11 protein-coding genes are annotated in these 12,619 nt (G+C 68.5%); 3 read left to right on the top strand and 8 right to left on the bottom strand.

Features of this window, described 5'->3' with window-relative positions:
* Positions 1 to 36 precede the first annotated feature (36 nt).
* On the bottom strand, positions 37 to 825 hold the full coding sequence (locus DMH03_RS06235; RefSeq protein ID WP_125790989.1) for a hypothetical protein: 789 nt from the start codon (positions 823 to 825) through the stop codon (positions 37 to 39).
* A 66-nt stretch (positions 826 to 891) separates the two neighbouring features.
* On the opposite strand from DMH03_RS06235, the gene purS reads away from it, so the two are divergent.
* Both purS and purQ read left to right on the top strand, forming a co-directional pair.
* Positions 892 to 1,131 carry a phosphoribosylformylglycinamidine synthase subunit PurS gene (gene purS, locus DMH03_RS06240; RefSeq protein WP_037320498.1) on the top strand — a complete coding sequence of 80 codons (240 nt, stop codon included), beginning with the start codon at positions 892 to 894 and terminating at the stop codon, positions 1,129 to 1,131.
* Complete coding sequence (purQ, locus tag DMH03_RS06245) at positions 1,128 to 1,817, top strand: phosphoribosylformylglycinamidine synthase subunit PurQ (protein ID WP_125790990.1); 690 nt, start codon at positions 1,128 to 1,130, stop codon at positions 1,815 to 1,817. The genes purS and purQ overlap by 4 nt, the downstream gene beginning before the upstream one ends.
* Positions 1,818 to 2,039: 222 nt before the next feature.
* On the opposite strand, the gene DMH03_RS06250 is transcribed toward purQ, so the two are convergent.
* Together DMH03_RS06250 and DMH03_RS06255 are read right to left on the bottom strand one after the other, a co-directional pair.
* Positions 2,040 to 3,767, bottom strand: a complete 1,728-nt coding sequence (locus tag DMH03_RS06250) for an ABC transporter ATP-binding protein (RefSeq protein ID WP_125790991.1) — start codon at positions 3,765 to 3,767, stop codon at positions 2,040 to 2,042.
* On the bottom strand, positions 3,764 to 5,389 hold the full coding sequence (locus DMH03_RS06255; RefSeq protein ID WP_125790992.1) for an ABC transporter ATP-binding protein: 1,626 nt from the start codon (positions 5,387 to 5,389) through the stop codon (positions 3,764 to 3,766). The genes DMH03_RS06250 and DMH03_RS06255 overlap by 4 nt, the downstream gene beginning before the upstream one ends.
* A 119-nt stretch (positions 5,390 to 5,508) precedes the next feature.
* Between DMH03_RS06255 and purL the strand changes: the two genes are divergently transcribed.
* The gene (purL, locus tag DMH03_RS06260) at positions 5,509 to 7,791 is read left to right on the top strand and encodes a phosphoribosylformylglycinamidine synthase subunit PurL (RefSeq protein ID WP_125790993.1); all 2,283 of its coding nucleotides are present in this window, start codon (positions 5,509 to 5,511) and stop codon (positions 7,789 to 7,791) included.
* Between the two features lie 42 nt (positions 7,792 to 7,833).
* On the opposite strand, the gene DMH03_RS06265 is transcribed toward purL, so the two are convergent.
* The 5 genes from DMH03_RS06265 to DMH03_RS06285 all read right to left on the bottom strand — a co-directional run bounded on the left by DMH03_RS06265 (position 7,834) and on the right by DMH03_RS06285 (position 12,580).
* Entirely contained in the window at positions 7,834 to 8,670 is an 837-nt protein-coding gene (locus tag DMH03_RS06265) for a hypothetical protein (protein ID WP_125790994.1), read from the bottom strand.
* On the bottom strand, positions 8,667 to 9,776 hold the full coding sequence (locus tag DMH03_RS06270; protein WP_125790995.1) for a pentapeptide repeat-containing protein: 1,110 nt from the start codon (positions 9,774 to 9,776) through the stop codon (positions 8,667 to 8,669). Before DMH03_RS06270 ends, DMH03_RS06265 begins: the two co-directional genes overlap by 4 nt.
* The gene (locus tag DMH03_RS06275) at positions 9,773 to 10,561 is read right to left on the bottom strand and encodes a Twin-arginine translocation protein TatA (RefSeq protein ID WP_125790996.1); all 789 of its coding nucleotides are present in this window, start codon (positions 10,559 to 10,561) and stop codon (positions 9,773 to 9,775) included. Before DMH03_RS06275 ends, DMH03_RS06270 begins: the two co-directional genes overlap by 4 nt.
* Positions 10,562 to 10,726: 165 nt before the next feature.
* On the bottom strand, positions 10,727 to 11,572 hold the full coding sequence (locus DMH03_RS06280) for a lysozyme (RefSeq protein WP_125784874.1): 846 nt from the start codon (positions 11,570 to 11,572) through the stop codon (positions 10,727 to 10,729).
* Between the two features lie 192 nt (positions 11,573 to 11,764).
* Entirely contained in the window at positions 11,765 to 12,580 is an 816-nt protein-coding gene (locus DMH03_RS06285) for a lysozyme (RefSeq protein WP_199748764.1), read from the bottom strand.
* Positions 12,581 to 12,619 lie beyond the last annotated feature (39 nt).

Genomic DNA, 12,619 nt, shown 5'->3' on the forward strand with positions numbered 1-12,619 from the left:
CTCCGAGCATCCCCCAGTCGAAGGACTGATGCGAGCTCAGTCGGAGTCGGGTGAAAAAGAAGCCACGCAGGGCCCGCCTTCGGCACTGTCGTCGGTCTCGATCCGCCCGGGCTGCCGGACCCCGTCGACCTCGCCCGCGAGGTGCAGGATCGTCTGCTCGGCCGTGGTCAGCAGGTCGGCCTTCTCGACGGTGTACCTGGCCTCGCCGTGGATGATCTGCTGCACGCCGTCGCGGGTCGTGTCGGGCACCTTCTCGCACAGCACCGACAACGCCGCCGGGATGTCACGCGTGTTGATCGCGTCGACGAACTTGTTCCCCGCCTCTTCCCCGGTCTTGACGTCGGGCCGCGGCGACGGCTTCGTCTCGATGCCCGGCAGCGGCTCGGGCTCGCCGCCGACCTTGGCGTCACGCACGCACCAGCCGCCCTCGCCGGGGATCATCGCGATCCCGACGGTCTGACCCCCTGCGGTGAACGCGGCCGAGTACTCCTGCGCCGCACGCTGGTGCGCGGGCGTGCTCAACTGTGCGCCGTCGGAGACGGCCATGGTCTGCTCGAAGGTGTAGGACCGCTTCGAGCGGATCGGGCACCAGAGCTGACTGACGCGGTCTTCGGCGACGCCGTTCACGAACGACTGGCTCAGCTGCTCCGGCGTCGCGCGCGAGGTCGTGTCCGCCTTGGCCTTGAAGAACCCCGGCGAGACGAAGCCGGTGAACGCGACACCGCCCGCGATCAGGACGAAGACCAGCACGAGAGTGATCCAGAGCCAGGCCTTCGACTTCTTCGGCGGCGGGTTGTACCCGTACTGCGGTTGCCCGTAGGTCATGCGGCAACCGTAGTGAAGTAGGCTCGGGCGGTACCCACGACCTGCGTGAATAAGGAGCAGCCTGCCGTGGCCCGAGTCGTTGTCGACGTCATGCCCAAGCCCGAAATCCTCGACCCGCAGGGGCAGGCCGCGCTCGGCGCCGCCGGTCGTCTCGGCTTCACCGGGATCACCGAGATCCGTCAGGGCAAGCACTTCGAGATCGAGGTCGACGACTCCGTCGACGACGCGACGCTCGAAAAGATCGCCGAAGGATTCCTCGCGAACCCGGTCATCGAGCAGTGGACCATCAAGCGGGTGGAAGCGTGAGCGCCCGCATCGGGGTCATCACCTTCCCCGGCACGCTCGACGACGGTGACGCGGCCCGCGCCGTCCGCTACGCCGACGCCGAGGCCGTGCCCCTGTGGCACGCGGACGAAGACCTGAAGGGCGTCGACGCCGTCGTCGTCCCCGGTGGCTTCTCCTACGGCGACTACCTGCGCGCCGGCGTCATCGCCCGCTTCGCGCCGGTGATGTCTTCGGTGATCGAGGCCGCCCACAAGGGCATGCCGGTGCTGGGCATCTGCAACGGCTTCCAGATCCTGTGCGAGGCCGGGCTGCTGCCGGGCGCGATGATCCGCAACGCGGGCCTGCACTTCATCTGCCGTGACCAGTGGCTGCGCGTCGAGAACAACGACACCGCGTGGACCACCCGGTACGACAAAGACGCCGAGATCCTCATCCCGATGAAGAACATCGACGGCTGCTTCGTCGCCGAGCAGGCCACCCTCGACGAGCTGGAGGGTGAGGGCCGCGTGGTGTTCCGCTACGTCGGCGGCAACCCGAACGGCTCGCGCAACGACATCGCCGGGATCCGCAGCGAGAACGGCCGCGTCGTCGGGCTCATGCCGCATCCGGAGCACGCCATCGACGCCCTCACCGGGCCTTCCGACGACGGACTCGGCATGTTCTACAGCGCCGTGGACGCTCTATCTGTGTCTTTGGTCGCGCGCTGACGTGAACCCGCCGAAGGGGCGCCGTTTCGTACTCAGCTCACGTTGAGTGCGGAGGCGCCCCTTCATCGTGTTCACGTGGGCCTTCGGCCCGAAAGAGGGCGCGCGACGTGAAGTCTCCGTCGGGCGCGGGGCGCCCTTGGGGAGACGCGTTTCCACCTGACCGCACGCTATGAACGGACCGTTCCTTGCAAAATTTGCAAGGAACGGTCCGTTCATAGCGTTTCAGGAGGCGGCGGCCACCAGGGCGGCGTAGGGCCCACCGGCGGCGAGCAGTTCAGCGTGCGAGCCCAGCTCGGTCACCCGGCCGCCCTCGATGACCGCGACCCGGTCCGCCGCGGCCGCCGTGTGCAGCCGGTGCGCGATCGCGATCACCGTGCGTCCTTCGAGCACCGCGCTCAGCGATCGCTCCAGCTCCCGCGCCGAACCTGTGTCCAGCAGCGATGTCGCCTCGTCCAGCACCAGTGTGTGCGGGTCGGCCAGCACCACCCGCGCCAGCGCCAGCTGCTGCGCCAGCGCCGCCGGGACGGCGACCGCCCCGGCGCCGACCTTCGTGTCCAGTCCGTCCGGCAGGCCCGCCACCCACTCCGAAGCCCCGACCGAGGCCAGCGCGGCCAGCAGCCGGTCGTCGGACCAGTCCCCGGCGGGCAGCGTGAGGTTGTCCCGCAGCGTCCCCGCGAACACGTGCTGCTCCTGGGTCAGCAGCAGGACCTCGCCGCGCAGGACGTCGTCCGGCAGCGTCGACACCTCGGCGCCGCCGACCCGTACGGAACCCGACGTCGGCGCCGACATCCCGGCCAGCAGCCGTCCCAGGGTCGACTTGCCCGCACCGGACGGCCCGACGATCGCCAGCCGTTCACCGGCGGGCACCCGCAGGTCGATCCCGTGCAGCACTTCGCGGTCCGCGTTGTAGCCGAAGCGCACGTCGCGCACCTCGATGTCCTGGCCGCGCGGCGTCTCCGAAGCCGTCTCCGAAGACGGAGCGGGCCGCACGCCCAGCAGCCGCCGCAGCGAGGCCCCGGCGACCTGCATGTCCGCGAGCCAGAACAGCGCCTCGTTCAGCGGACCGGTCATGACCTGCGAGTACAGCAGCATCGCGGTGATCGTGCCGAGCCCTTCCCAGCCGTTCGAATAGGCGAGCAGGCCCAGCCCGAGCATCACCGGCACCGGCAGCACGTAGCTGATCTCCAGCGACGGGATCCACCGCATCTGCAGCGCCCGGATCTTGCGCTCGCCCAGCATCGACGCGTCGAGCCCGTCGTGCCCGGACCGGATCCGGCGGCCGGTCAGGTTCAGCGCCTCGGCCGTCCGCGCGCCCTCCGCGGTCTCGTGCGTGGTGGACTGGAGTTCGGACCACTTGTCCAGCATCCGCCGCATCACGTCCGGGATCCGGCGCTGGTACCAGATGTTCACCGGCACCAGCAGCGGCAACGCCACCAGCAGGCCCAGCGCCAGGAACGGCGACGTGAGCACCATCGCCACCACGGTGAACACCACCGTGACGGCGGCGATCAGGATCTCCGGCGCGCCGAACCGCACCGCGTGGTCGATGCGGCTGACGTCGGTGGTCGCCCGGCTGAGCAGGTCACCGGTGCCCGCGGCCTCGACCGTCCCGAGCGGCAGGTTCAGCGCGTTCCCGACGAACTCCTCGCGGTTCTTCGCCAGGATCCGCTCGCCGAACACCCGCGCGCGGAGCCGGGCCAGACCCTTGAACCACGCCTGTGCGCCCAGCACCACTACGAACGCGACCGCGAGCCAGGTGATCGTGGTGGTCGTCGTGCCTCCGACGACCTCGTCCACCAGCACGCCCAGCAGCCGCGGCCCGGCCAGCCCGATCGCGGTCGCGACGCAGAACAGGCCGAGCATCACGGAGAACTCGCGCTTGTTGTCCCGCGCGGTCTCCTTGATCCATCGTCGAACGTCTTTCTTGTCTGCCAAAGGCAGCTTTTTCATGCCGGTACTTTCGTACTCACGACCACATCGGCCACATGTGTCCACAGTGGACTTTGACTGAACACGACGGTGGTCTTGCCGCGCCGCAGCTTCGCGACGCGTTCGGTTATGCGGGCTTCGGTATGCGCGTCGACGGCCGAGGTCGGCTCGTCGAGCAGCAGGACGTCGGCGTCGGTCGCCAGCGCGCGGGCCAGGTTCAGCCGCTGCCGCTGACCACCGGAAACCTCACGTCCGCGTTCGCCGATCACCTCGTCGACGCCGTTGGGCAGCGCGTCCACGATGTCGTCGGCGTCCGCCGCGTACAGCGCTTCGGTGATCTCGACGTCACCGGGCTCGGTGGGGGCGACCTGTTCGCGCAGCACTCCGGAGAACCAGATGTCCTGGTTGTGCGCGAACACGACCCGCCGCCGCAGCTCGCCGAGGGCGACCCGGTCCACCGGAACCCCGCCGACAAGAGCAGGTTCACTCGGATCGGTGAACCGCGCCATCCGCGAAGCCACCGCTTCGGCATCGGCTCCGACGTCGATGACGGTCAGCTTCCCGGCCTCGGCCTTGATCCCGGTCGTCTCGTCGTACAGGTCCAGCGGGCCTTCCGGCAGCGGGACCGGGTGCTCCGGCTCGGCGAGCGTGCGTTCGGTGGACAGCAGTTTGCACACCTTCCGCGCCGAAACCAGCGCGGCGCTCAGCACACCCGCGAACTCGGTCGCCGTCGTCACCGGGATCACCAGGAACACCGAGACGCCGTAGAACGTGATCAGTTCGCCGACGCCGATGGTGCCGTTGATCGCCAGCTGCGCGCCCAGCCAGGTGATGACCACCGTGACCAGTCCCGGCAGCGCGACCTCGGCGCCCGCGAGCCACGCTTCGCTGCGTCCCACCTGGACACCGGCCGCCCGGACCCGCTGGCTGGAGCGGCGGAAGCGGTCGAGGAATTGCTTCTCGCCGCCGACACCGCGAAGGATTCGCAGGCCGGAGACGATGTCCGCGGCCAGCGCGTTGACGTCGGTCTTCTCCTCGCGCTGCTTCGTCTGGCGCTTCTCCAGCGGCTTCAGCAGCGGACCGATGCCGACCACCGCCAGCGGGACGCCGACCAGTGCGACCACGCCGAGCAGCGGGGACGTCGACAGCAGCGCCGTCGCGCAGACGATGAACGCGATCAGCGAGCCGAAGGCCCGCCCGAGCACCTCGAAGGAGTCACCGATCGGGTTGATGTCGCTGGTGGTGATCGCGACCACGTCACCCGTGGTGGTCGTGTCGCGCAGATTCGCGCCCAGCTTCGCCGCGTGTTCGGTGGCGAGCCGCTGCGTCACCCCGGCGCCGTGGATCCAGCAACCGTAGGAGGCGAAGTGCTGCACCGTGCCCGCGAGCGTTTGCGCGATCCCGAGCCCGGCGGCCGCGAGACCCCACAGCCAGACGGAATCGCCGTCGCCGCGCCCGATCGCGTCGATGCCCCGCCCGATCGCGACCGGCAGCAGGGCGATCGGCAGCGACCACAGCGCACCGCTGATCGCCGAGACGGCGAGCAGTCCCGGGCGCGCGAGCATCATCCTGACGAGGTACCGCCAGGCGGTCGGCTTGGCGGGCAGGCGTAGTCGCGGAAGGGGATATGTGGCGGAAAGCACGATTATCGACGGTAAGCGGATCACCGCCGCGAGCGCGACCGATTTATGCGTGGGCGACCGCGAGCTGCCCTAAACGCTCGCCTACTCTTAAGGCCGTGGCGAACCCTGAGGTTGACACCGTGACCAGCACCGTTGACACCACTCAACGCGCCGAGGCGACCCCCGAAACGACCCAGCCGTACGTAGAGCTCGGCCTCGCCGACGACGAGTACGCCCGGATCCGGGAGATCCTCGGCCGCCGTCCGACCGACGCCGAACTGGCGATGTATTCGGTGATGTGGAGCGAGCACTGCTCGTACAAGTCCTCGAAGAAGCACCTGCGCTACTTCGGTGAGACCGCCACTCCCGAAATGAAGGAGAAGATGCTCGCCGGCATCGCCGAGAACGCGGGCGTCGTCGACATCGGCGAGGGCTGGGCGGTCACCTTCAAGGTCGAGAGCCACAACCACCCGTCCTACGTCGAGCCGTACCAGGGTGCCGCGACCGGCGTCGGCGGCATCGTGCGCGACATCATGGCGATGGGCGCGCGCCCGCTCGCGGTGGCGGACGCGCTGCGCTTCGGCCCGGCGGACGCCCCCGACACCCGCCGGGTGCTCCCCGGTGTGGTCGCCGGCGTCGGCGGCTACGGCAACTGCCTCGGCCTGCCGAACATCGGCGGCGAGCTGGTGTTCGACCAGAGTTACGCGGGAAACCCGCTGGTCAACGCCCTGTGTGTCGGCGCGATGCGGGTCGAGGACCTGCACCTGGCGTTCGCCTCGGGCAAGGGCAACAAGATCATCCTGTTCGGCGCGCGCACCGGCCTCGACGGCATCGGCGGCGTGTCCGTCCTCGCCAGCGACACCTTCTCCGGCGACGAATCCTCGGGTGGCCGCAAGAAGCTGCCCAGTGTTCAGGTCGGCGACCCGTTCACCGAGAAGGTGCTCATCGAGTGCTGTCTCGAACTGTTCGCCCAGAAGCTCGTCGTCGGCATCCAGGACCTCGGCGGCGCCGGGCTCTCCTGCGCGACGTCGGAGCTGGCGGCCGCCGGTGACGGCGGCATGCACATCTACCTCGACCGGGTTCCGTTGCGCGCCACCGGGATGACCCCGGCGGAGGTGCTCTCCAGCGAGTCGCAGGAGCGCATGTGCGCGGTCGTCTCGCCGGAGAACGTCGAGGCGTTCATGAAGGTCTGCGAGAAGTGGGACGTCATCGCCACCGACATCGGCAAGGCCACCGACGGCGAGCACCTGGTCATCACCTGGAACGACGAGGTCGTCGTCGACGTCCCGGCGCACACCGTTGCGCACCAGGGCCCGGTGTACGACCGCCCGATCCAGCGTCCGTCCACACAGGACGCGCTGCAGGCCGACACCTCGGCCAAGCTGCCGCGTCCGTCCACATCGGACGAACTGCGGGCCGACATCCTCAAGCTGATCTCGTCGCCGAACCAGGCGTCGAAGGAATGGGTGACCTCCCAGTACGACCGCTACGTGCGCGGCAACACCGTGTCCGCGCAGCCGTCGGACTCCGGCGTCATCCGGATCGACGAGTCGACCGGCCGCGGGGTCGCCGTCTCCACCGACTGCAACAGCAAGTTCGTCTACCTCGACCCGTACGAGGGCGCGAAGCTCGCGCTGGCCGAGGCGTACCGCAACGTCGCCACCAGTGGCGCGAAGCCGGTCGCGGTGTCGGACTGCCTGAACTTCGGCGCGCCGACCGACCCGGGCGTGATGTGGCAGTTCGAGCAGGCCGTGCACGGTCTCGCCGACGGCTGCGTCGAACTCGGCATCCCGGTCACCGGCGGCAACGTCAGCTTCTTCAACCAGACCGGTGACGTCGCCATCCTGCCGACCCCGGTGGTCGGTGTGCTCGGCGTGATCGACGACGTCACCCGCCGCATCCCCACCGGGATCGGCGCCGAGGCCGGGGAAACCCTGCTGCTGCTCGGCGAAACGCACGACGAGCTGGACGGTTCCGCCTGGGCGCGCGAACTGCACGGCCACCTCGGCGGCCGCCCGCCGAAGGTCGATCTGGCCCGCGAGAAGCTGCTCGCCGACATCCTCATCGCCGGTTCCCGCGACGGCATGATCTCCGCCGCGCACGACGTCTCCGACGGCGGCCTGATCCAGACCCTCGTCGAGACCGTCCTCATCGGACAGTGCGGCGCCCGGGTCTTCCTCGACTCGGAGCAGGACCCGTTCGTGCAGCTGTTCTCCGAATCCGCGGGCCGGGTGCTGGTCGCCGTGCCGCGCACCGAGGAACTGCGGTTCACCGAGATGCTCACCGCGCGCGGCCTGCCGTGGCGCAAGACCGGCGTGGTGGACCCGGAATCGGGCTCGCTCGAACTCCAGGACATCACGGAGTTCACGCTGGACGAGCTTCGGGAGACCTGGGAGCGGACCCTTCCGGCACTTTTCGACTGAAGCGTCGTGAGTGGTAAGTGTCGTTAGAACGACACTTACCACTCACGACATCTTTGAACCCGCCCCGAACTCGGCGCCCTCCAGCGAAGGCGGCTCCGCGAAGGTCGCCACGCTGAAGTCGACCGGGGTCTCGACGACGAGGTTGTCCAGCGACACCTTGCGTTCGAAGCTCGCCCGCGTGAGTACGAACCCGCCGTGGATCGTCGCGTTCTCGAGCAGGAACTTCCCGGACAGCTGGGTGTCGGTGAGGTCCAGGTAGGTCAGCACCTCGCAACGATCCGCGCCGAACCAGCCGACCCGCCTGCCGAGCAGTCCCAGCTTGTCGAGCCGCGCGTCGCTGAGGTTGAGCGAAAGCGTCGGCCCGGTGGTCCCGGCGTGGGGAAGGATGTCGCGGATCAGCCGTTCGGCCGCGCGCCGGACCAGCCGTTCCCGCTCCGCGGCCGCCTTGTCCGCCGGTTCCCACTCGCGGTCTCGGTCGAAACTCGGATGTTCGAACGGCCGCCGCAAATAGGCGCACAGCACGTCGAGCACCGTCTGCCGGTATTCCGGACGTGTCCTGGCCAGTCCCGCGAGCGAATGCATCGCGCCGACCCGGACCTGATCGGCCTCGTTGCCCAGCAGTTCGATCGACTTGGCGAAGCGCTCGTCGGAGATCCGGCTGCGCTCGATCTCGTGCCTGTCCTCTTCGGTCCGCCTTCGCCGGTCGTTGAGCCAGAGCCCGTAGAGCGCGGCGATCGCCCCGCCGGCGAGGGCGCCGGTCTTGAGCGCGTCACCGCGGCTGGTCGCGCGATCCGTGAGCAGCCAAGCGGTGACCCCGACGAGCACCACGACCGAGGACAGCAACGTCCACAGCAGCGGCGACTTGAGCAGGCGCTTCATCGGTCCTTCACCGTGAGCCGGGCACGGCCGTCCGGCAGGGTCTCGACGGTCCAGCCGTCCGGGAGTTCGTGGTCCCTGGCGGGTTCCACCGTCGTGTTGTACAGCGAAACGGTGCCGGGCGGCTCGCGGAAACTCAGATCCGCGAGGCCTTGGAACCGGGCGCGGTGCAGATCCAGCGTCCCCTTGAACCGGGAGCCGGCGAAGACCGCGTCCTTGGCGAAGACACTGTCCTTGAAGGACGTCTCGCCCGCGAACACGGTGCCGCGGAACTCGGCGTCCTCGGAGAAGCGGACCCCGCTGAACCACGCCCGTTGTTCGAATTTGGCGTCATTGCACCGGAAGAAGCCGATCAGCTTCTTCGGGACCGTTCCCGCGCCGGTCAGGTACACCGGCCCGAGGAACACACAGCCGGACAGGTTGGTGCTGCTGTACAGACCGCCGTAGCGGAGCAACAGCTTGCCGATCTTCCGCTCCGAAAGATCGAAGTACTCCAGCACCGCGCCGGTCAGGTCGAGGTCGTATCCGGGCGTGCCCTCGGAATCCGCGGCCGGGAGCAGTTCCCCGATCAGCCGTTGCGCGGTCTGCCGCACCTGGAGTTCTTGGTCCTCCTCCGCGGAGCCCTCCTGCGGTGCGGTGTTCCCGTCCCGTTTCGCCGTGTCCTTGTACCGCGGATGTTCGAACGGCCGCCGCAGGTACGAGCACAGGATGTCCAGCACGGTCTGCGTGTAGATCGCCCGGCCGCGGGCCAGCCCGGCCAGTGCGTGCAGGGCGCCGACCCGCACCTGGTCGGCGTCGTGCCCGAGCAGTTCGACGGCCTTCGCGAACCGTTCGTCCGAGATCCGGTCGCGGTCCTGGTCGGCCCGCCGCTGTTCGAGTTCTTGCCGCTGTCGCTCGACTTCCTGCCGCCGCTCCTCGACGCGGCGCCGCCTGTCGTTGAGCCACAACGCGTACAGCGCGACGATGGCGCCTCCGGCGATGCCGCCGGTCTTCAGTGCCTCGCTGCGGCTGGTCGCCGGATCCGTCAGCAACCAGCCGCCGACCGCGAGCAGCAGGACGAGCGAAACGACGAACGTCCAGAGCAGCGGGGAGCGGAGGAACCGCTTCATCGGACCTTGGAGACCAGCAGGGAAGAGACGCAGTAGGCGCTGCCCGATTGGCTCTGCGCGATCACGGTGCCCTTGGCGTCGGCACCCTCGACCGTTCCGGTGATCTCGGCCATGACGATGCTGCTGGTGCCCTGGGTCTTCTTGACCTCGGCCGTGGAGCCCGGCGGCAGGAAGAGGTCGATCATGCTGCCCATGTTCGCCCGCCGGTTTTCACAGGCCAGGGCGACGGCGCCGGTCTTGTCGCCGCTGGAGATCTTGGCGAGGAAGTCCGTGATGACCTGGACGCCCTGAGGATCGCCGGCACCGCCGCCGTTCTCCGTGCTCCTCGGGGTCCTGGTCGTGCTCGACTTCGGGCTGCTCTTCGGCGCGGAGGTCGGCGCGTTCTCGGACGACGACGCGGGCGGCGCGGCGGTGTTGTTCCCGTCGTCCTTGCTGAGCAGGAAGCCCGGCGCGACGAAACCGGTGACACCGAAGGCGATCAGCACGACCACGCCGATCACGATCCCGATGATCAGCCCGGTCTTGCTCTTCTGCGGCGGCGGGCCGCCCTGGCCCTGCGGGTAACCCTGGTTGTTCGGGTCCCAGCCCTGCTGCTGGTACTGCTGGTTCGGGTCCCAGCCCTGCTGGGGCTGCTGCTGGTACTGCTGCGTCTGGTCCCAGCCCTGCTGCTGCCCGTACTGCTGAGGCTGACCGTACTGCTGGGTCTGGTCCCAGCCACCCGGCTGCGGTTGCTGTCCCTGGGGGTCCTGGCCGTAGGGCTGGCCTGGCTGGGGTGGGTAGGTCATCGGTCTCGCCTTCCGTACTGGGGCCTGAGGCTGGAGATCAGACGACCGGCGGTCAGCGCTGGTTCCGGATCCGCCCATGCCAGGGATTTCTGCTCGGAAGGTACCTGGCGTGAAAAAACGGCTCCCGGCCGAGGCCGGGAGCCGCCTTTTCACGGAATGCGCAGCTCAGCCGTTGGCCAGTGCCTGCAAACGGTCATAGGCGCCGTTGAAGGTGTTCTGGTCGAGCGGGCTGGAGGTGTACTGCCACACGGTGTAGAAGCTCCAGCCGTACGGCAGCGTGCCCACGGTGGACGCGTACCGCGCGATCCACAGCGGGACGGTGCCACCGAAGTTCTGCGACGTGCCGACGCAGGTGCTCCACCAGCTCGTCGAGGTGTAGATGACGGGCCAGCGGCCGGTGCGTGCCTTGTAGCGGTCGTGGAACGCGCGGATCCATGCCCCCATGGAAGCCTGGCTCAAGCCGTAGCAGGTGGCGCCGTACGGGTTGTACTCCATGTCCAGCGCGCCCGGCAGGGTCTTGCCGTCCTTGGACCAGCCGCCGCCGTTGTTGATGAAGAAGTCCGCCTGCGCCGCACCGCTGGAGACGTTCGGCAGGGCGAAGTGGTACGCGCCGCGGATGAAGCCCTGGTTGTAGGAACCGTTGTACTGCTGGGCGAAGTACGGGTTCTTGTAGCTCGTGCCTTCGGTGGCCTTCGTCCACACGAAGCGCTTGCCCTGACCCCACCAGTAGGCCCAGTCGACGTTCTTCTGATAGCTGGCCACGTCCATGCCCGCGACGGTCGCGAGCACCCCGGCCTCCGGCTGCGGCTGCGCGGCCTTGGCCTTCGATTCCGGGGTGGAGGTGTCGCCTTCCACACGCCGGATCTGCGATCCGATCGTGTGGTCGTTCTGCTGGAGATCCTGTTCGATCGACATGATCTCGGGGGACGGGGCGGCCGACGCCTGGACCGTGCTGCCGAGCAGGAGCAGCGCGGAGCCGACGGCGATGGTGATTCTTCGGGAAGTGCGCATTACGACAATCCCTTCACGGATAACCCTCGCTGAGGACGGCGACCTTGCAGGTGGTAGCCGTCCGGGCACGATTGTTGACGATGAGTGCCGGGTTTGTCACTAACTTCCGTGAAATTGGTACTACGCGTGGGTGATTTTCATTTCCAACTAGGTCGGGTTATGTGATCTTGTAACACCCACTCGGGGGACCGCTCAGCCGACGGCCAGCGCGCGCACCCGGTCGACCGTGCCGTTGAACCAGTTCTGGTCGCCGGGCAGGCTGCCCTTGTTCGAGAACTGCCAGATGGTCTGGTGTTTCCAGCTCGCGGGCAGCTCGCCGATCTCCGTGTTGTAACGCGCCAGCCACAACGGGTTCTGCCAGAACACGTTGCTGTTGCCGGTGCAGCGCTTCCACCAGCTCGTCGACGTGTAGATCGCCGGATGCCGCCCGGTCCGCCACAGATAGGTCTCCGCGAACGACGCCATCCACGCCACCATCTGCGCCGGCGTCTTGCCGTAACACGTTTCGCCGTAAGGGTTGTACTCGACGTCGAGCGCGCCCGGCAGCGTCTTGCCGTCACCGGACCAGCCGCCGCCGTGGTCGACGAAGTAGTGCGCCTGCGCGGCGCCGTCCGAGATGTCGGGGCGGGCGAAGTGGTACGCGCCGCGGATCAGGCCGACACCGTAGGAACCGTTGTACTGCTGGGGAAACCGCGGATTGACGAAGCCGGTGCCTTCGGTCGCCTTCACGTAGACGAACTTCGCGCCGGTCCTGGCGGCTCCGGGCCAGTCGACGTCGCCCTGATGTCCGCTGACGTCGTGACCGAGCGTCTGCGCTTCGCCGCCGTACAGCGGCCCCACCGACACATTGACGCCTTCGTGCAGCGCGATCTGCGAACCGGCGTAGTGCTCCTCCGCCCCGTCGTATCGGGGCCCGCTTTCACGTGCGACGGCGGGGGTCTGCGCGAGCAGCAGAACCCCCGCCGCGAGGACGGCCCCCCAGCCTTTTGAACACACTCTGCGACTCATCACGTCGCCACGATCCCCCGCGGAAAGGGAATCAGCGAC

Origin of the sequence: Amycolatopsis sp. WAC 01376 (assembly GCF_003947415.1) — a bacterium.
Taxonomy (GTDB): Bacteria; Actinomycetota; Actinomycetes; order Mycobacteriales; family Pseudonocardiaceae; genus Amycolatopsis.